16 protein-coding genes are annotated in these 19,527 nt (G+C 64.1%); 7 read left to right on the top strand and 9 right to left on the bottom strand.

What is annotated here, in order from left to right; translation table 11 throughout:
- Window positions 1-102 precede the first annotated feature (102 nt).
- The 4 genes from CE453_RS08960 to CE453_RS08945 all read left to right on the top strand — a co-directional run bounded on the left by CE453_RS08960 (window position 103) and on the right by CE453_RS08945 (window position 5,452).
- Window positions 103-459, top strand: coding sequence for a hypothetical protein (locus tag CE453_RS08960; protein ID WP_089174270.1), 357 nt, complete (start codon window positions 103-105; stop codon window positions 457-459).
- 10 nt (window positions 460-469) lie between these two features.
- Window positions 470-3,073: an Ig-like domain-containing protein gene (locus CE453_RS08955; RefSeq protein WP_157732966.1), complete on the top strand. Its 2,604-nt coding sequence runs from the start codon at window positions 470-472 to the stop codon at window positions 3,071-3,073.
- Window positions 3,074-3,262: 189 nt separating this feature from the next.
- On the top strand, window positions 3,263-3,631 hold the full coding sequence (locus tag CE453_RS08950; RefSeq protein WP_089174268.1) for a hypothetical protein: 369 nt from the start codon (window positions 3,263-3,265) through the stop codon (window positions 3,629-3,631).
- 72 nt (window positions 3,632-3,703) lie between these two features.
- A complete protein-coding gene (locus CE453_RS08945; RefSeq protein ID WP_282568776.1) occupies window positions 3,704-5,452 on the top strand; it encodes a type I secretion system permease/ATPase in 1,749 nt (582 codons plus the stop codon).
- Window positions 5,453-5,501: 49 nt separating this feature from the next.
- Here the strand turns inward: CE453_RS08945 and CE453_RS08940 are convergent, their stop codons facing one another.
- The 4 genes from CE453_RS08940 to CE453_RS08925 all read right to left on the bottom strand — a co-directional run bounded on the left by CE453_RS08940 (window position 5,502) and on the right by CE453_RS08925 (window position 10,876).
- Window positions 5,502-6,488 carry an acyltransferase family protein gene (locus tag CE453_RS08940; protein WP_089174267.1) on the bottom strand — a complete coding sequence of 329 codons (987 nt, stop codon included), beginning with the start codon at window positions 6,486-6,488 and terminating at the stop codon, window positions 5,502-5,504.
- Between the two features lie 17 nt (window positions 6,489-6,505).
- Complete coding sequence (locus CE453_RS08935; protein WP_089174266.1) at window positions 6,506-7,870, bottom strand: hypothetical protein; 1,365 nt, start codon at window positions 7,868-7,870, stop codon at window positions 6,506-6,508.
- A gap of 413 nt (window positions 7,871-8,283) precedes the next feature.
- The gene (locus tag CE453_RS08930; protein WP_089174265.1) at window positions 8,284-9,411 is read right to left on the bottom strand and encodes a calcium-binding protein; all 1,128 of its coding nucleotides are present in this window, start codon (window positions 9,409-9,411) and stop codon (window positions 8,284-8,286) included.
- 94 nt (window positions 9,412-9,505) lie between these two features.
- The gene (locus CE453_RS08925) at window positions 9,506-10,876 is read right to left on the bottom strand and encodes an O-antigen ligase family protein (protein ID WP_210191868.1); all 1,371 of its coding nucleotides are present in this window, start codon (window positions 10,874-10,876) and stop codon (window positions 9,506-9,508) included.
- A gap of 237 nt (window positions 10,877-11,113) precedes the next feature.
- Here CE453_RS08925 and CE453_RS08920 point away from each other — a divergent pair, with 237 nt between their 5' ends.
- The gene (locus tag CE453_RS08920) at window positions 11,114-11,842 is read left to right on the top strand and encodes a metallophosphoesterase (RefSeq protein WP_157732964.1); all 729 of its coding nucleotides are present in this window, start codon (window positions 11,114-11,116) and stop codon (window positions 11,840-11,842) included.
- 63 nt (window positions 11,843-11,905) lie between these two features.
- Here the strand turns inward: CE453_RS08920 and CE453_RS08915 are convergent, their stop codons facing one another.
- The 5 genes from CE453_RS08915 to CE453_RS08895 form a co-directional block, all read right to left on the bottom strand.
- A complete protein-coding gene (locus CE453_RS08915; RefSeq protein ID WP_089174262.1) occupies window positions 11,906-13,282 on the bottom strand; it encodes a glycoside hydrolase family protein in 1,377 nt (458 codons plus the stop codon).
- Window positions 13,283-13,675: 393 nt separating this feature from the next.
- Window positions 13,676-13,972 carry a DUF1488 family protein gene (locus CE453_RS08910; RefSeq protein WP_157732962.1) on the bottom strand — a complete coding sequence of 99 codons (297 nt, stop codon included), beginning with the start codon at window positions 13,970-13,972 and terminating at the stop codon, window positions 13,676-13,678.
- 193 nt (window positions 13,973-14,165) lie between these two features.
- Window positions 14,166-15,518: an HlyD family type I secretion periplasmic adaptor subunit gene (locus CE453_RS08905; protein WP_089177793.1), complete on the bottom strand. Its 1,353-nt coding sequence runs from the start codon at window positions 15,516-15,518 to the stop codon at window positions 14,166-14,168.
- Window positions 15,519-15,622: 104 nt separating this feature from the next.
- Window positions 15,623-16,294, bottom strand: a complete 672-nt coding sequence (locus CE453_RS08900) for an acyltransferase (protein ID WP_089174260.1) — start codon at window positions 16,292-16,294, stop codon at window positions 15,623-15,625.
- 94 nt (window positions 16,295-16,388) lie between these two features.
- A complete protein-coding gene (locus tag CE453_RS08895; protein ID WP_248308006.1) occupies window positions 16,389-16,805 on the bottom strand; it encodes an LbetaH domain-containing protein in 417 nt (138 codons plus the stop codon).
- Between the two features lie 293 nt (window positions 16,806-17,098).
- On the opposite strand from CE453_RS08895, the gene CE453_RS08890 reads away from it, so the two are divergent.
- On the top strand, window positions 17,099-18,148 hold the full coding sequence (locus CE453_RS08890) for a glycosyltransferase family 4 protein (protein WP_157732961.1): 1,050 nt from the start codon (window positions 17,099-17,101) through the stop codon (window positions 18,146-18,148).
- Window positions 18,149-18,231: 83 nt separating this feature from the next.
- Window positions 18,232-19,473 carry a polysaccharide biosynthesis protein gene (locus CE453_RS08885; RefSeq protein WP_089174257.1) on the top strand — a complete coding sequence of 414 codons (1,242 nt, stop codon included), beginning with the start codon at window positions 18,232-18,234 and terminating at the stop codon, window positions 19,471-19,473.
- The last annotated feature ends 54 nt before the right edge of the window (window positions 19,474-19,527 follow it).

Below are 19,527 nucleotides of genomic sequence, written 5' to 3'. Positions count from 1 at the left end.
TCTCCGGCCATGTGAGCTCGCTTGCGATCGCCGCGCAACTTATCCCCTTAGGCTTATATTCTTATACCCTTCCGTTCCCGCAACGGGACGGACCCTACGACCATGACCGCTTTCCATGAAGAATATCCTCTGACCTCCAACCGCACCGCTCTGGCTCCGCCCTTCGCCGATGTCGTCGAAGACATCGTGCTGGCGGCGGACACCCTTCAGCGTGTCGCCATTCCGGCCGGCCGGCGCTTCGCCATCTTCAGCTTCGACGGCGATGTGCGCGTCCTGATCGGCACCTCGGCCTCCAGCTTCGCCCTGCCCACGGCGACCACCACCGATGGCTCGGGTTCGATCCTCAACCCGGGCGCGCGCCGTTTCCCCGTCACGCTACGCGACGGCACGACCCAGCCGACGCATCTCATCCTGCGCGCACCGGCCGGCTGCACCGGCTCCATCGAGTTCTACGAATAAGGACCTGCCCATGACAGCATTTCTGATGGGAAGCGCCTTCTCGGGCAAACGGATCGCGGCCTCGGATCCGGCGGCGGTCTCGCCGCCGACCGGTCTCCACTATTCCAAGCTGACCCACACGCTTTCCGGCGCTGCCGAACCCAATGCCTCGATCACCGTCCGGCGCAACGGCATTGTCGTCGGAACGGCGACCGCGGACGGTCTCGGCGCATGGTCCTATGTCTTCTCCACGGCACCGGCCGCCGGCTCGCTGCTCTCGGCCTCGCAATCCATCGCTGTCGCCAGCGGAGGCAGCGAGCCTGTCCTCGTGCCCGCCGACGAGACCGCGCTCGCCACACTCACCCTATCGTCCTCCACCTTCATGGCGGGCGCAGCATCCGGGACCGTGATCGGCGCTGTCCTCGGGCTCTCCTCCGGCTCGACGCTCTCCATCGCGCCGGCCGACGCTCGGGTGGCAATCAGCGGCACCAACCTCGTGATCGGTTCGAGTTCTGCCAGTGTCGGCAGCTTCGACATCACCCTGCGCGAGACCTTGGCTGGCGTGACCAACTCGCCGCGCGACACGGTGATCTCGCTGACGGTGGACAGCACCGTCCTGGCACTCGATCCCCCGGCATCGTCCGATCTGGTCTCGGCCTCGCTGCCTGTCCTGGCCTTCGGCTTCGATCGGCTCGTGGATGGTTATGCCGGCTCGTCGGTTCGCCTCAAGCGCCTGTCCGACAGCGTGGAACAGGACTTCGGCTTCTCGTCATCGACAGGGGCCTTCGACATGGCGGCAGTCGAAAGCTGGCGCTCCGGCGCTGATGTCGACATCGTCCATTTCCTCGACCAGGTGCCGGGCTCGCCCAAGCGGCTCGCAACGGTCGCAGGAACCACCGTCGCCTTCGTCCGCTCGGATGCCGTCCAGCGCTTCGGCACGACGATGAGCGCGATGGACGCCCAGCTGACGCGCTCCGCGACGCAAGGCGGCGTCGGGGCGAACATGAGCGGCGCCGGTGCCCTGCAACTCCTGGCTTCCGGTGTCGACGTCTCGACCGCCGGCTGTGAGTTCCACCTGCTCTGGAGCCCGAACAACCGCAAGAAGAGCACGCTCGACACAACCGACCCACTCCCCGGCGGCACGACGACGCGCGAGAACGTACTCTGCTACGGGTTGAACAACACCAACCAGTTCTTCCATTACCTCGCAGGCGGCACGACCTATGACCTCGTGCGTGTGCAGAGCGGTGGCGCTCAGATCCAGCCGACCAATCTCAACATGGCCAACCATCGCTGGAAGGCGAAGAGCCAGTGGGTAACGAGCTATCTGCTCGGAAACTCCGGCTATGCGGAGTACTCCTCCGGCCGCGCTGCCAAGGCGACCACCTACGCGGCCGGCACCGCGACAGCGATCCAGGGCGGCTCGCTCGATAACGGGGCGCTTTGCATCGGCGCGGTATTCTCGGGCTCGACCACGGCACTCGGGACGACGAACCGGGGAGATTTTCTGTTCGGCGGCATCATCGTCACGAAGCCGCTCACGGTCGCGCAACGCTGGATGCTGCAGGCCAAGCTCTCCGCCATCGGCCAGCAGCATCGGATCAAGTCGAAGGCAGCGATCGAAGCTTATTTCGACGAGATCATCCTGATGAAGGATGCCGATGCTGACGGCCTCGTCGCAGGACGCAAGGGGCAGACCGCGATCCAGTTCAACAAGACCCTCGGCTCCCCGAACTTCGTGTTCGCCTCTCCGACCGTCAACGAAGGGCTGGTCGGGATCAAGAATCCGAGCGTATCGAATCTCGACAATTCCTATCAGGCCAGCAACGGCTTCTTCGCCGACACGACCACCGGCACGGTGCTGCGTCTCGGCTTCCAGGAAACCAGTACGCAGAACAGCGCCTTGCAATGGGATATCGCGATGTCGGCGGGCGATCCCCGCACCGATACCCGCTCCGAATGGTCCTTCGCCCTGGGCTACAACCACTCGACCCCCTGCATGACGACGCTTCCCGCCGGCAGCTACGACACCGAGGACCGGATCGGCAGCCGCAAGACGGCCGCCGGCTCCGATTTCGGGATCGCGCTGTATGAAAGCCTGTCGGGCGGCGGCGCCAACCAGGAGCAGGGCAAGTACAACTTCAACACCGTGCACCGTGCGTTCATCCATGCCGAGACTTTCGGTGGCTACACCTGGACCGACGCGACCTGGGCGCAGACCGACCCGAGCCGGCCCTTCGATCTCGACGGCCCGGTCATTCCGAACGTCCCGGAGGACATCAGCTATGGCTGGCGTGTCGACCACCTCGCGCTCCAGATCAGCACCTTCGAGGCACCGACCGGCTACAGCCGGGCGGACAGCTATGCCGTCAACAAGCCGAAGTTCCTGACAGCGAAGGGCCGCTCCTGGGTTTCGGGCGGGGCCGTGCAGCCCATGGGCCATCTCGACGGCTCATTCGCTCGCAACGACTATGCGCCGGTCAAGCACAGCGCCGACAACCACCGCCTCCAGTCGGTGCCGTGGCAATACGGTTTCCAGGGAACGCGCGTGATGTGGGCCTTCAAGGCCGGAGAGGTCTTCTCGGCCGACAAGATCGAGGAGGTTCAGGTCAACGCCTACAAGCTGGTCGCCTGACCGGATGAAATAAGGGGCAGAACCTGGCGAGCGGCACGATCCCGAACATGAAAGGCGGCGACCGGATGCCCTGCGGCATCCGGTCGAGCCGCGGGCTTTACGCCCCGTTATGCTGAATCCGCGCTCACCATAACGCTCAATCATTGCAAAAGGCCGCCGGGCTATCCCTGGTTCATCCGGAGGATCGCCATGCCGCAGATCTGGCTCGATGACGACGAACTCGCCGCATTCGCCGGGCTCAGCGCGCCGGACGCCCGCCGCCACGCCATTCGACAGGGCTGGGCTCGCATGCGCAGCCGTTCGGGGACCACCCGAAGCCGGCTTCCAGCCAATATGACGCAAGAATATCTACGCTTCGCCATGCGAATGGAGGCGGAGCAGGCATTTCCCTCGCGCTCCTGGGCATCGCTGCGGAGAGCCCTGCTCGCCCTCATGCCGGAACGCCTCAACGCGCCGCCTCAAGCCTCGTCGCCTCCTCTCGGCGGCGACGCAAGGTTAGGCCATAGTATTGCCCCGACGCTTCTGGTATCGGAAAGCCGTCGAGGCGAGGCTGCCTGACGGCAAAGGACCATGAGCCCGCGTGCCGGGAGTTTCCAGTCGAGCATCTTGAGCATCGGGCGGGCATAGCGGTTGAGCAAGGGCAACAAAGAACTTCAAGCAGCTCTCGCGCCCTGCCGTACCGCCTTCATCGGCGTCGCAGTGATGAGCTGCATCGTCAATGTGCTCTACCTCAGCGGCTCCTTCTTCATGCTCGAGGTCTATGACCGCGTGATCCCGAGCCGCAGCGTGCCGACGCTCGTGGGTCTCGGCATCATCCTGGCGGTGCTCTACCTTTTCCAGGCGGCGATCGACATCGTGCGCTCCCGCATCCTCGTACGCGTCGCGCGCGCGCTCGACGCCGCGATTTCGCCACGCCTGTTCGAAGCGATGACGCTCCTTGCGGTCAACAGCGGCCTGAAGATCGATGCCAGCCAGCCCGGCCGGGATTTCGACAACGTCAAGTCGTTCCTCGTCGGCGGCGGCCCGAGCGCCTTCTTCGACCTGCCCTGGATGCCGATCTACATCGTCATCTGCTACCTGTTTCACCCGGCGCTGGGCGCCATGGCGCTGCTTGGCGCGCTGATCCTCGTTGCGCTTACCCGCCTGACAGAGGTCGGCACGCGCGACGCGGCCAAGGAAGCGACCCAATACGGAACCCAGCGTGCAGCATTGGCCGAAGCGGGCCGACGCAATGCGGAGGCGATCCGCGCGCTCGGAATGCGCGAGAACATCTCGCGGCGCTGGGAAGCCGCAAACGCCGATTTCGCCCGCGCCAACAATCGGATGGCCGACGTCTCGCTCGGGCTGGGCAGCATTTCCAAGGTGGCGCGCCTTGCCATCCAGTCCGCGACGCTGGCTGCAGGCGCCTATCTGGTGATCGAGCAGATCGCCACGCCGGGCGTGATGATCGCCTGCTCGATCCTGATCGCGCGTGCCCTGGCGCCAGTCGAGATGGTCATCGCGCAGTGGAAGTCGTTCCGCGCGGCACGCGATAGCTGGGGCCGCCTCAATCTGCTCTTCGACCACATGCCGCAGAACGACGTGATGTCGCTGCCGGCGCCACGCCACAGGCTCGCGGCGGACAACATCTCCGTCTCTCCGCCAGGGCAGAACCTGCTGGCGGCTCGCGAAGTCTCCTTCAGGCTGGAAGCCGGCTCGGCGCTGGGGATTATCGGGCGCAGCGCCTCGGGAAAATCCTCCCTGGCGCGGGCTCTGGTGGGGATCTGGCCGACGGTCCGCGGCCATATCCGGCTCGATGGCGCGGCGCTGAACCAGTGGTCGCCCGAGCGCCTGGGACGCCATATCGGTTATGTGCCCCAGGACGTCGAGCTCTTTGCCGGCAGCGTTGCCGAGAACATCGCCCGCTTTACACCGAATTTCGACCCCGACGCCGTCATTGCCGCCGCGGCAGCAGCAGAAGTCCATGAGATGATCCTCATGCTGCCCAATGGCTACGATACGCAGATCGGCGAGCACGGCTCCGCTCTCTCGGCCGGGCAACGCCAGCGCGTCGCGCTCGCCCGCGCGCTGTTCTGCGATCCCTTCCTCGTGGTGCTCGACGAGCCGAATTCCAATCTCGACGCCGAGGGCGAGGCAGCCCTGACCCGCTCGATCTTCCGCGTCCGCGAGCGCGGCGGCATCGCCGTCGTCGTCGCGCATCGGCCGAGCGCCCTCGCCGCCTGCGACTATGTGCTGGTGATGAATGCCGGCCGCATGCAGGCTTTCGGCGACAGGGAACGCGTGCTCGACGTTGTCCTGAACCGGGTCCAGACCCCACCTGCCGCAAGCCTGAAGGAACAGCGCGGCGCGGCACCCGGGCACCAGCTTCCGCCCTCCTGACGGCGCACGCCGAGGCCTCGCCTCACCCGATCAGCACGTCGTGCGCGATCTAGCCGACCGTCAACCGCCGTTCCGCGGGCCATCCCAGCCAACGCTCGATCTCCAGTCGGCTGGCGATGCGATAGGCCACGATCGGAAGCAGGAGCCCGGCGCAAACGCCAAGCGCCAGATGCAGGGCCGGATCGTGGATCGACGTGAAACGCATGAGGATGATCCGCAGCCCCGAGGCGATGATGATGTGGGTCACGAAGATCACCATCGAATAGCGCCCGAGTTCCTGGAACAGTCGTGCACCGGGCAAGGCGGATTGCGCGAGCCCGAGCGTCAGGAAGATCCCGGCCACGGCGGCCGGCCACAACGCCTCGTACGGGATATCCCAGCGCAGACCCACCGCGACGCTGATGGCGAAAACGGCGGCCGCGAGCACGGAAATACTCGGGCGCACTGCCAGATTCGGCCAATTCCGCTCCATCGCCAGAACCCCGAGCACGAAGAACAGGAAGCCCCTGGTAGTGTCGGGCAACGGTGAGATGTCGTGCGCGCCGCCTCGGTAGATCTCGCCGGCGACATAGGCCAGCGCGGCCACGGCCAACAGAACGCGCCGATCGAGCCCGCGCAGCAACGCGAACAGCAGATGGCAGAAGAACAGCGAATACAGGAACCAGAACGGCGCGAGCGGCTGCCACAGGATCGAGCCCAGCCGCAGCCACGGCGACGAGCTGTTGTTGGTCACGCCAGCGAAGGCGACGAGCAGCAAGCCCTGGATCAACGACCACAGGAAATAAGGGTAGACGACGGTCTCGAGCTTGGATCGCCAGAATGTCTCGCGCCCCTTGCTCAGGCTCCGCTCGACGAAGAGGCCCGACAGCAGGAAGAACAGCGGCATGTGAAAGGTGTAGAAGACGTAGTCGAGGGTCCAGAGCCCCGATTGCGCGGGAACGAGCCCGGCGCTGCCCAGGCCCCGCAGCACATGGCCGAAGACGACCAGAACGATGCCGATACCTCGGGCTCGATCCACCCAATCCTTGCGTTCCATGGCCCCGATCCCGCCAGCTATGTCCGAACCGCTCTGGATCGGGGGCCACGTCTCACCCCCATCGCCGTAGTGTCGACATCGTCGGGAACCGAGCGCCTGAACAGGCGTCGTCGACCGCGACGCGCCGTCTGCGGTGGATCGGCGAATTGCAGCCCGGCGGTCAGTTGGTTCTGGAACATGTAGGTAAAGACGAACACGAAACCCCAGAGAGCCAGCAAACCGACGAAGACGCCTTCGATCGAACCCTTCTGGAAATTCCTCAGCATGCTGTAGACCAAAAGCATGACGAAAAGGACCAGATAGAAGTATCCCACATAGCCATATCGCAGCTTGAACAGCGCCCAGCCATAATGCGCATGGCTGTAGTTCTCCGGGATCTGGCCCTGGCTGAAAACGACGATGTAGGTGCCGCCGGCTCCCGCGCCGAAAGCGTGAGCATAAGGACCGAGTTGGGTCAGATGTTCGTGAATGGCCTCGACTTCCGCCTGGCGCTCGCCAATCGCGCCGGTCGTGGCATTCGGATCGAAGTTGATGGTGCCTTCAATTCGTCTCATCAGGGGACTGTCGTCTGGAATGATGACCGACGTGAACGAAGCACCGACCATGATCAGGACGGCCGCGGAATAGAGTGCCAGAGGCGACCGGATCATCCGCGGTAGCACGAGGTAACAGAAGGAAACCGCCATCACGAGGATGGAGGTGCGATTGAAGGTCGGTAGGGACCCCAGCACCAGGACGGTCGACACCCAGATATCCGTCCAGTTCAATCGCTTGGCGAAGGCGATTGTCACGAGAATGACGGACAGGCTGATCGTGTTTCCCATCGACCCGCCGAGCGAAATGATCGACGGCTTGCCCATCTTCACGGCGACAATGCCGCAAAAGAGCATCACGACTCCATAAATATACACGATCTTGCGGACGCGCTGAAAATTGATCCCATCGAGGATCGGTACTCTCGACAAAAATATGATGTTGCAAATCATGATGAGCACGGGAACGCTATCGGTAAATATCTTACCGGGCTTGTTATTCCACGTTACTCCAACAAGAATCCCGTGAATCAGCATGACGAACAAAAGGAAGGCCGCCATCATACCAAAATTGATACGGAAATGAGCTCGCCTGATCGTTCTCAGCTGATTAATGTACTCGCACAGAAATAGTAGATAGATGCACCACTGTTTTTGCTGATTCAGGAAATAGTAATTCATCCCCAAACCGAGCTCGAAAACGACGCGAGCGACGAAATCGGGCGCAAGCATGTAGTACAGGATCCGCTCGAAGAGCGGGATATGAGGGATGGTGATCGAGCGGCTGCGCCGCCAGGTCGGGTAGGCGGACAGCCGCGGCAAGTCCGGGTGCTCGCTCCGAGCCGACATCCAAGCTCTCTCCTGAGCGGGTGAGCGCTGGTTCGCGCCACCCGAAATTCTGCCGGCGGACCATAGCCCACACACGGGGCAAAGCGTAACCATCGCGGTCAATAAAGATCAGTCTGACATACGGTAGTACCGTGTCGCGCTTCTGTCATTTTCGGAAACGATGCGATCGGACGCCTACGTCAACTCGAATATACAGATCTCGACCAGCAGACCTTGACCGAATTATTCCTGCCTTGCGCAACGACAGTAAAAATAGAAGCGCAATGCCGCCGAAAGCGGGCCGGGCATGATCGAAACTGCCGCGCGAGCGCTGCCGCTCCGCTCAGAGCATTTTTCGCGTTTGCCCGTCGTCACGAAAAAGGCCCGCGGAGCAACCTCCGCGGGCCTTCCTCATGGATCAATGACGGAAGACGTCAAACAACCACGGCGCCGGAGCCATGGCCGATCAGCTTGATGCTGTGGTCGGCGTCGATGTTGATGAGCAGGTTGGTATCGCCATCCACCGAAGTCGCGCTGTGCGCGGCGATGAAGCTCTGCAGCTCCGCATCGGAGGTGATCTTCACCAGACCGGTGACATCCGAATTGAAGGACAGGGAGTCACCCTCGTCGAAGTTGAGGTCGGTGACGATGTCGTGCCCGAAATCATCCTTGAACAGGAAGGTATCGGCGCCAGCGCCGCCCGTCAGGATATCGCTGCCCGCGCCGCCGGCCAGCGTATCGTTGCCGTTGCCGCCGAAGAGAACGTCGTCGCCCGCGCCACCGCTGACGAGATCCTTGCCGGCGCCGCCGATCACCACGTCGTGGTCGGCACCGCCATTGGCATTGGTATCGCCGCTACCGGCGATCGCGATGTCGTTGCCGGCGCCGCCCGTGATCTGGCCGGCCAGCGTGCCGGTGTGCAGCACGTCGTCCCCGCTCGATCCGGACGCGTTGGGAGTGCCCGAGGTCTGCTCCTCGTAGTTCAGGAAGGTGAGCGAGTCGGAGCCGCCATTGAAGGTGAAGGTCGCGGCACCGTGGATGTCGACGGTCTTGGTCGCGAGGTGGTTGTCGACGAGCGCGTCGAGATCCGCCTTCGAGGTGATGGTGATGTTCTTGGCGTTGCCGGCCGCGCCGGCGTAGATGTTCAGCTTGTCGCCTTCCGCACCGCCGAAGGTGAAATCGGTGATGATGTCGTGGCCGAAGCCGGCCTTGAAGTTGAAGGTGTCGTTGCCCGAGCCGCCGCTGAGGACATCGTCGCCGGTGCCGCCATCGAGCTGGTCGTTGCCGTCGCCACCGATCAGGACATCGTTGCCCGCGCCGCCGCCGAGGATGTCGTTGCCTGCACCGCCATAGACGACGTCGTTACCGTCGCCGGCGTCGATCTTGTCGTTGCCTGCGCCGCCGAAAGCGAGATCGTCACCCGCACCCGCATTCACCAGGGTATCGCCGCCATGGACGAAAATCATATCGGCTTTGGACGTTGCGGAGATACGGCCTTCGCCGTTGAATTCCTTGCCGTCCATCCCGTTGAAATTGTTGTCAATCGTGCTGACGTCAACCATGAGCAAAACCCTTCCGAAACAAATACGGGGAAAAACCACGAGCGCCGCATCAGCCCTTGGTTACGAATATCCTAAAATTTGACGCTTGGTCAAGTTAGTCTTTTAACACAATATTAACGGAATATCGCTCCGCTCTTCTTCGCGGAGAACGCGACGCAATTGGCATGACAGAACCGAAAATTGCGGCCACAACCAGTCCGATTCCGGGAATTTGGACGGAAAAATCCAATATCGAATGCAGTAGCACCAACATCAGAACCGCGCCGCCGGCGAGCGGAACAACTCGGAAGCCGCGCCGCCTCATGTAACCGGCAAAGAATAGTCGCGCCATCCAAATGATTAGCGCCAGCGCGAAAAGGAAGAATACGACACCGCCGCTCAGCAAAATCTCGAGATAGACGCTATGCAGATACTCCCACTCGCCATAGATTCCGCAGGCTGGGTCACGCCGCATCGGGTAGAACGTCTCGAAACCGCCGAGTCCGATTCCCAGCCACGGCCTGTCCAGGAACGCGTTCAGCATCGTCCCGTAGACGCACCATCGCGCGCTGTTGGCGCCCTGTGCCTCGAAGCGGTCGAGCAACTGGTCGAGAATCAGCACGCCGATGGCGAGCAGCCCCGCGGCGATCAGGATCGCCCGCCCGGCCCTGCCCAGCGTCAGCTTTTGGCTGCGCAGGACGGAATAGCCGTAAAGTGCCAGGACGGCGATCAGGGGAACCAGCGTGGAGGAGACGCCGGCGCGCGAACGCGTGAGCGCAAGCCCGACGGCAGCGACCGGAATCACCAGTCGCAACGCCCACTCCGACCAGGTGGAACGCGAGACCGGGGCCGCATGGACTGAATGGCCACCGCGCTGCCAGGCCAGATCGTTGAGCGTCAGCGTGGTCGCCAGCAGCAGCACGATGCCACAGAAGGTGGCGGCGGTGTTGCGGTTGACGAAGGTCGCGGTGAAGCTGTCGCGATAATGCATCTTGCGAAACAGCAGCAGCGTGTCTGGCAACGCCATGAACTGGATCAGGGAGAGCCCGATGATGAGGCCGCCCAAAAGTGCGCCGCGCCGGATGAACCTGACAGCCGCGATCTCGTTCTGATGCAGCAGCATGCTTGTGGACATCCCGGCCAGCGGCATGATGATCGCCAGACAGGCCGAGATCGTGGCCGATGGATTGGCGGTTATGCTGCCCAGATGCCCGCCGCCGAGCAACGGTTGCGAGAAGATGGGGTTGAGCAGGCTTCCGGCCGGCCAGGGGATGATCTGGACCGCCGTAAGCCCCAGCACGGCGAGAATGGCCCAGTTGATCACGGCATGGCAGCGTGCCAGTCGGGGCGGCATCGTCAGCAGCAGGCTCGCAGCGAGCCAGATTCCAAAGACGCCGAAGGCGACGATCGCAAAGACGAAGCGGTCGACGGCGCCGAGGCCGACCACGGCGAGCCCGAGCACGAGGTAGAAGGCAGCACGCAGCACTGTGTCCACAGGCGGCAACAGGCGCTCGCGACGCTTGCGCCGGAGGCCAAGCTCTCCTCCTGTAGGTCCCCTCGCCATCGCCCCCGATGCTTGTCCCAAAAGCCGACTGGCCCCATCGCACCTCGCCGGGCGCTTAGCGATCTAATGTCGTCTTAACGAGGAATGAGCAAGTCTACGCAGATGGACCCTGTTGCTTCACCTCCCCCTTCGGCACGCCCCAGCCCCTCCGGCGCATCCTTGCCACAGGGCGTGCGCGTCTATGCGGTGGGAGACGTTCACGGCCGGGCAGACCTGCTGAAGGAGCTCGTGCTCGCCATTGGCACGGACATCAGGGAGCATCCCATCGCGGCGCCGCTGCTGGTCTTCCTGGGCGATTACATCGACCGCGGCCCTAGCTCGGCAGAGGTGATCGAGCTTCTGCTGAGGACGGGTCGTTTCATGGCGACTGTCTGTCTTGCCGGCAATCACGAGCTTTATCTGCTGCGCTTCCTGCACGATCCCGGCTTCGGCCCGCGCTGGCTGGGCATAGGCGGACGCGAGACACTCGCCTCCTATGGCATCTCCCCACCGCGTCAGGCCTTCCGGCGCTCGCTGGAGCAGACCGCCCAGGCTTTGCGCGCGGCCCTCCCACCCGAGCACCTGCGTTTCTTCGCCAGCCTGGGAACGAGCTTGAGCCTGGGCGACTATGTCTTCGTCCATGCTGGCCTGGAGTCCGGAAAGCCCATCGCCGAGCATGGCGTCGATGTTCTGACGACGATCCGCGAACCGTTCCTGACGCAGCCGGACCGCTTCGGGCGCGTGGTGGTCCACGGGCACACGCCAACCTCGGCTCCCGAGATCGGGCCGGACCGGATCAACATCGATACGGCCGCCTATGCGACAGGCATGCTCACCTGCGTCGTCCTGGAGAACGCGACGTTGCGCTTCCTCGGAACAGGCACGGGCAGCCCTCTGCCCAGTGGCTGAGCATGCAAGGCCGAGTGCCCGAGCTGGCCTGAAGCAGCCCGAGTGCCGTCCCGTGGTGAGCTGTCAACGCCCCGGAAGCTCGATCCATTGCGGACGCGAGGTCGCCTCGACGGAAGCGGCGCTTCCGCTGCCCTCGGCTTTCAGATTGATGCTCTGCGGCTTTCGTTCGTCGGCGAAGAAAAGCCGCCCGGTCGCCGCCTTGATGCCGTCGATCCGCAAGGTGGCAGCGGCCTGCCCGCCCTGAACGCCGTCGAGCCCTGTCGACCAGAAGGCGATGACCTCCGCCCCGTCGCTCTTGCGGCGCCAGGACTTCACCTTGACCGGTGCCCCCGGGGTGCTGACCTCGACCCGGCGTTTGGACACCTCGAAGGCGTCGGTCTGGCCGAAATAGGCGTTCAGGGCCTTCATCGCCTGGAAGGCCGGCTTGCGCCGGGTGAGGTCGTAACTGACGAGGCCGTAGCGGTGCTCGCCCTTGTCGTCCTTCTCGCCGTCATCCTTCAGGTCGTACCAATGTGCCGAGCGCAGCGGCACGCCCTTGAGGCGCACATCCTGGAAAATCAGGAAGCTGCGCGCGAGGTAGTCGGCCTGCGTCGCCTCATCCACATGGGCGCGCCCCGTGGTCGCGGTGTTCCAGCCGAATTCGGTGAAGAACAGGTCGAGCCGCTTGCCCGTCTTGTTCCAGCCTTCGATCTGCTTCCAGAAGGCCTGCAGCGCCTTCTCGCGCTGATCCGGATCGGTGACTGGGGCGCCGCGCCAGTGCGGGTCTACCTCCGGCGGCGAATCGACGTTGTAGGGGTGGACGGCGATGCTGTCGGCGAAGTCGAGCAGGCCATGGTCTACGGCGCGCTTGAGCCAGCCGATCCCCGGTCCCCACCACAGACTCGAGATCGCGCCGCCGACGATCCTGACATCCGGTCGCCTGGCCTTGATGGCCTGCGCCAGCGGACGATAGGTGTCGACATATTCCTCCGGCGTCGCTTTCCAGAACTGGGGCAGGTTGGCTTCGTTATGCATCTGCACGGCGATGACGGAAGGATGCGCCGCGACGAGCTCCGTGACCCAGGCGAACATCTCGGTGTTCTTTGCGATCTCGCGTGGCGTCTTGGGCGGCAATCCGAGCACGGCGAGCACGACCTTCACGCCCGATGCGTCATAGGTCGAGAGCCACTGACCGACGAGGCGACGGTTCTCCTCCACGATCCGCAGCGTTGCCGGATCGGTCTTGCCGCCGGAGATCAGCGCCCTTTGCGGCGCCTCGAGCGAATAGATCGCCTCGTGAACTGTCTTGACGCCAAGCTCCTTCACCAGGGGGAGCGTGAGGTCGACGCGCCAGTAAGGCCCATACTGCGGATAGAACCGACTGTGATGGAGGAAATGCCCGGTCACCGCGATCAGGTCCTGCGCCGTGGCGGGGGCGGACCAACTGCCGAAGCCCATCATCGCGCTGGCCAGACAAGCGGCCGGCAGAAGCCGCCGCGACCGGCCGAGCCTGTTCGCCACGCGGGGCCGGCGACGTCCAAAGATATCTGTCAGCACGACAAGCCCTTCTCTTCTCGCAGGCCACTACCCGTGCCTTCGCTTCGGGAGGTTGCCGCTGGTCGCGGCCCCTGCGGACGAAGACCCGTCAGGACGAACCGACCGGCAGGCCCCTCTCGCACAGCCAGGGAAAGGGCGGGAGGTTCCCATTCGCTTGGAGAGCCAGCACGCTCCCATGTCGAATCCTTGGCCGGCACGCGGCAATAGCCATGCCTTCATAGGCAAGCGCCAGTGACGGCCGGAAGACGGGAGAGCCGCAGCGCGATTCCACCTCGTCCACAATTTCGCCCGCGAAACTCAGATCACCATCGGAATGTCGCGGATCAGGACCGGCGAAGCGCCGTAGCGATCATGCAGGCCCTTTGCCGCCATCTCGATCCAAGGGCGTGAAGCCTCGAAGGCAGACAACATCTCGTCCGGATTGCGGATCGGCTCGAGCACGTCTCCGCTCAGCGCCTCCGCAGTCACGAATACCCGCAAGGGGGCCGCCTCGGCTGTATCGAGCATCTCGAAACAAACGCCGCTCGGCGCAGCGAGAACCCGACCGACGCTGGACGCAACCATTTCCAAAAACCTTTTGTCGGACCCAAACAACGATCCGTCCAAATTCGATAGCTGACTTCATCATAATCGCGAAGTGTCGCCCGCGCCACGGTCTCGCGGAAATGCTTGCAAGCCGGCTTCGAACGCAACGGAAGCACGCGCGACGACTTGCGCAGTCCCTCCGGCGCCAGGCTTCCGGTCGGTCACCGGCCGCGCCCTTGCGGCCGCGGGCACCTTCTTTCCGCTATTTCTCGCGGAAAGCGCGGGCCATCTGGTCGCTGACCGGTTTCAGCAGATAGGACAACATGCTGCGCTGCTCGGTCTGAATGAAGGCCTCGACAGGCATGCCGGGAACGAGCTTCGTCGTGCCGAGCTTGTCGAGCTCCTTCTGCTCCAGCGCGATGCGGACGCTGAAGAAGCTCGCCCCAGTCCGCTTGTCGGTCTCCGAATCCGCCGAGACGCGATACACCGTCGCACTGATCTCCGGTGTCGTGCGTGCATTGAACGACGGGAACCTGAGCGTGCTGGCCTGGCCGACATGAACCTGGTCGATATCGGTCGGCGCCACCCTGACCTCGACGGCCAGTGCGTCCTGGTTCGGAACGATCATCATCACCGGCTCGCCGGCTGGGAGCACTTCTCCCTTCACATGCACCTGGAGCTGGTGGACGATACCGCCCTGGGGTGCGCGCAGATCGGTCTTGCGAAGCTGATCCTCGGCCGCGATCCGCCGCTCCCGCAATTCGGCGACCTTGGCCTGGATCTCGCGCAGCTCCTTGGCGACCTCGCTGCGCAGATCCTGATCGATCTGCAGGATCTGGAGTTCGGTCTCGCTGACCTTGCCGCCAGCGGCGGCGAGCGAGGAAACCAGCCGCCCGCCCTCGCCGCTGGTACGAACCGAATCGCGCTCGATCGCCGTGACGCGCGAGATCGGCACCAGGTTCTTGCGCCAGAGATCGCGAACGCTCTCCAGCTCCTTGCCCATCAGCACCACTTCCTGCTTGTTGGCTTCGATCTGGGCGCGCAGGCCGTCCATCTCCTTGTGAAGCTGGATGATGCGTTCCTTGAGCTGGGCGCGCTGCCCGTTGCGGGCCTCGCGTCGCAGATCGAAGACCCGCTGCTCGCCTGTCATCAGCTTCGCGATCTGGGGGTCCTCGCCGGCCCGGGCGCGCAGCTCGGGCGGAAACGTGATGGCGCCGATCCCGTCGCGCTCGGCCTCGAGCCGCGCCTGTCGGGCAGCCATCTCGTCGAGGTTGGACTGGATGACGCCGAGATTGGACCGCAGCACGACATCGTCGAGCCGCAGCAGAAGGTCGCCGGCCTCGACCCGCGCGCCCTCCTTGACCAGGAGCTCGCCGACCGTACCGCCGGTCTGATGCTGGACTTTCTTGACCTCGGATTCGATGACGATCTGGCCGGCGCCGATCACTGCTCCGGAGATCTGCGTGCCATAGGCTAGGCCACCGAGCCCAAGGACCAGGGCGGCGCCAATGATGGCGCCACCACGCAGATAGGCACGGATCGAGGCCAGTGCTTCATGCGGCGTGGCGACGGGCGCTAGCGCATCGTCACGTCGTACAGCGATCTCCCGTGCCATCGTCCCTGCCATTAGCCGCGCAATCCATCAACAATAGCACGGGCCCGGATCGCCCGTCAGAAAGAAACGCGGCAAGGATAACATCCGCACCCCAGAGCCCAACCTTAGGGCACATAGCCGATTGTGCGGTGGAAATAGGCACAATCGTGATCAAGCGCCCGCACGCGCTGGGCAGGCACACCGGAATAGAGCCCGTAGCTTTCATCGAAAGCGCGGTGCAGCGTCGAATTGGCCGCGAGAATGCTGAAATCGGGCAGGACCGCCCCCTTCAGGATCACGCAGGCGGCGCCGACGAAACAATACTGCCCGATCCGGACCGGGCTCGACATCTGCCGGTTGCGCTTGATGCTGATCCCATGCGTCAGGATATGGCTCCCCGGCCCCGCGATGGTGCTGAAGCGGCCGATCTCGATCCGGTTGCAGCAATCGATCGTGTGACGGCCCGTGATCGAGGCATGCTCGCCCATTACGATTTCCGGCTTGCGACCGATCTCGTCGCCGAAATGCTTGGCGTTCCGGCTGCCGATACCGCTGATGTGATTGCGGTCGCCGATCTTGGCCATCACCCGCATCTCGAGCCGGTCGAAGGACTTGATGAGGTTGAGATGGCCGATGCGGGCCCCTTCATCGAGAACGAGTTCGTCGAGCAGCACCAGCGAAAATCCGATCCGGGCGGTGGGCGCGATACGATAGCCGAAGAACCGGTTCATCAGCCGGCGCCTTATGCTCCAGGGCAGCAGGAGCAGGAGCAGCGAACCGAAGATCTTCAGGCGCATGACAAGCCGCCGCAGCGAGGTCGATCGGATTGACGCCTTTACTCCCCGGCCGCCATTTCGGCAAAGCGCATGATGTCTCAGCGCGGCGCCAAGCCTAGCCGCGCAGCGGCCGGTTTCTGGCCGGCACGCCGGCAGCCACCGTGCCGGCCGGCACGTCACGGGTGACGACGGCGTTGGCTGCGACCACCGCGTTGGCGCCGACCGTCACCGAGCCGAGCACGACGGCGCCCGCATAGAGGACAACCCCGTCCTCGATAGTCGGGTAGAGATCTGGCGAAACGCTCGCCGTTTCCGGGAAGCGCGCGAGTCCGAGAGTGACGTTCTGGTAGATCGTGACGCCGCGGCCGATCCGCACCCCATCCCCCAGCACGATACCCACGGGGTGAGGCAACTTGAGCCCACCTTCGATCCGCGCACGGGCCGAGATGAAGCAACCGGTCACCATGACCGAGAGACGCCAGACCAGCATCCCCAGCAAACGCCCGACCGGCCCCCATTGCCGCAAGCGCACGCTGGCTCGATGCAATGCAATTGTCAAAAAACCCGGGTTATAGACAAGACCAACGAGGAAGCGAGCAAAGCCGGTATGACCCGTATTGGCCCGAAGGTCGTCAAAAAGCCTGCTCATGCTAGCCCAAAAGGATTTTATAACGTTTTCTCTGATGCCATTATTGCATTGTAAAAACAATGCATCGCCCCGATAAACGCGCACGAGATATCTTACCCTCAGGTACCATGGCTCCCGTCTCCGTTCTCTTCTTCGCGCCCGTGCCTGATTTCAAAGGGGGTGCGGAGCGATCGCTCATGGACCTGATGGCCAATCCGCACGTCCGCCCCTGCCTGGCTGTGCCGACGGAAGGGCCGCTCAGCCGTCGCGCCACGGAGCTGGGCATTCCGTTCGATGTCGTGGAATTCGGTTCGGTCAGCGCGATCCGCCGGCCCTTCCGGCTGCAGGACGGCTTCGCTGCAGGAACGGATTTCTGGCGCGCGGCACGCCGGCTCAAGCAGGTCGCGGCGGAGCGAGGCGTCGCCCTCGTGCACAGCAATGGGCTCAAGGCGCATGCGATCGCCATCGCCGCCCGGCGCCTCGGCGGCAAGCCAGCGGTGATCCACATCCGCGATATCGCCAATACGACGATCGAGACCATGACCTGGAAAGCCTTCCAGGCGGCTTCCGACCGCACCATCCTGGTCTCGCGCGCCTGCTGGCCGCGCCCCGAGCTCCCTGGCAACACCCATGTCGTCTACAACGGTTTTGCCGTCCCGGACGAACGTTCCCCGGTGAAGGCCGGCGGCGATGTCACGGTCGGCTTCGCCGGGCGCATCCATCCTGCGAAAGGCCTGCACATCCTCATTGACGCGCTCGCCCTCGCGCATCGGCAGCAACCGGGCTTGCGGCTGGTCGTCCGGGGCAGCTTCGCCGAGGAAACCCCGGCCTATGAAAGCGAGATCCGCAACCAGATCGCGAAGTACGGCCTCGCCGAGGCCATCGCGTTCGAGGGCTTCGTCTCGGAGCCGGTGCAGGTCTATCGCGACATCGACATCATGTGCGTGCCGTCGACCACGCCGGACCCGCTGCCGCGCTCCGTCATGGAAGCGATGGGCCGCGGCCTGCCGGTCGTGGCGACCCGCTCAGGCGGCATTCCCGAGATGATCGTCGATGGCGAGAGCGGCTTCCTGGTCGATGATGCCGAGGCGCTGGCCGGCGCTCTGATCCGGTTGGCCGGCGATCCGGCATTGCGCGCCCGCATCGGCGAGTTCGCCCGCCAGCGTTGTCTCGACATGTTCACGCTTGCGACGCTGCACCGGGAAACCTCGCGCATCTACGGGCTCGCGGCGGGGAGCCGGGCTTGAGGACAGAACCTGCCGATACGAAGCCCTCCGACGGGAGCAGACCGCAAGCGTCTGTCCGCAGAGTTGGAATCGATGCCGCCTATGTGGCGCTCTCGACCGCCGCGCTGGCACTGCAGCAGTGGCTCATCATGGCGGCCATCGCACGGATCGAAGGCCCCATGGCCCTCGGCTACTATACGCTGGCGCAGGCCTTCGCGACTCCGGCGAGCTATCTCGCCTGGCTGGCGATGCGACAGCAATTGCTGGTCTCGCGCGAGGATGGCGCCTCGCCGGCTGATTTCATGTTTCTGCGCATCGTCGTGCCGCTGCTGCTGTTCGCCCTACTGCCGGCCTTCATCGGCTTCTACTACGCCTCTGCCAGCCTGCTCGCGATCTCCCTGGGCGTTTTCGCGATGAAATACGCCGAAGGTTTCTTCGACCTGATCTATGGCCGGCTGCAGCAGACCGGGCAAACGCGCCTCGTCGCGATGACATCCCTGTCGCGCTGCGCCGTCTCCTTCGCGGCCTTCGCCGCGATCTACGCTTGGAGCCGCAACCTGCCGCTCGCCCTGCTGGTCATCGCGGCGATCTGGCTCGGCCTGTTCATCCTGCAGCGCAAGCGCCTTTGGCCCTTCGTCGACCTGCGGGAACTCGCCGCCCTGTCGCCGGCGCGGCTCATGAAGCGGTGGCGCATCGTGATGCACCTCACGCCTCTGGCCGTGTCGCTGACGGTAATGTCCTTCACCACCACCGCCCCGCGCTTCCTGCTCGAGCATCTCTTCGGCGCCGAAGAGCTCGGCTATTTCGCGGCCTCCTACCATTTCCTGGCGCTCGGCTCGGTCGTCGTCAGTTCCCTCGGCCATTCCCTGCTTCCCGGCCTCTCGAAGGCCCTCAAGGATGGCCGACAGCGCAGCTTCTGGAAGCAGCTGTTCTTTCCGGCCCTGCTGATGCAGGCGCTCTCTCTGATCGGCGTCGGCCTTGCCTGGCTGATTGGCTCGGACATACTGGCGCTGGTCTATGGCCCGCGCTTTGCAGGATATGGCAACCTGCTGATCTGGGCAGCTGCCGTGGCCGGTCCACTCTACGGCACTGCCCTGCTGACGAACGGCGTACACGCCGCGCAGATGAAGCGTTCGCTTCTCGGCGTCCAGCTCGTCGGCCTTGCCGTGCTTGTCGCCAGCACTCTCCTGCTGGCGCCGCGCATGGGCCTGCCGGGTGGCTTCGTCGGCATCCTCATGGGGGCGCTGGCGCAAGCTCTGGCGAGCGTCGTGCAGCTCATCCGCTTCTGGCGCAACCACGCCGGAGCCACGCCTACGCCCACGCCCACGCCCACGCCCACGCCTTAACCGCGACACCCCGTTGCAGATATCCAATGCCGGCTTGTGGACCCCGAAAGTCGC

This window comes from Bosea sp. AS-1 (assembly GCF_002220095.1).
Taxonomy (GTDB): domain Bacteria; phylum Pseudomonadota; class Alphaproteobacteria; order Rhizobiales; family Beijerinckiaceae; genus Allobosea.
Note: the sequence above shows the minus strand (reverse complement) of the source record. Positions and strands in the feature narration are given on the sequence as shown.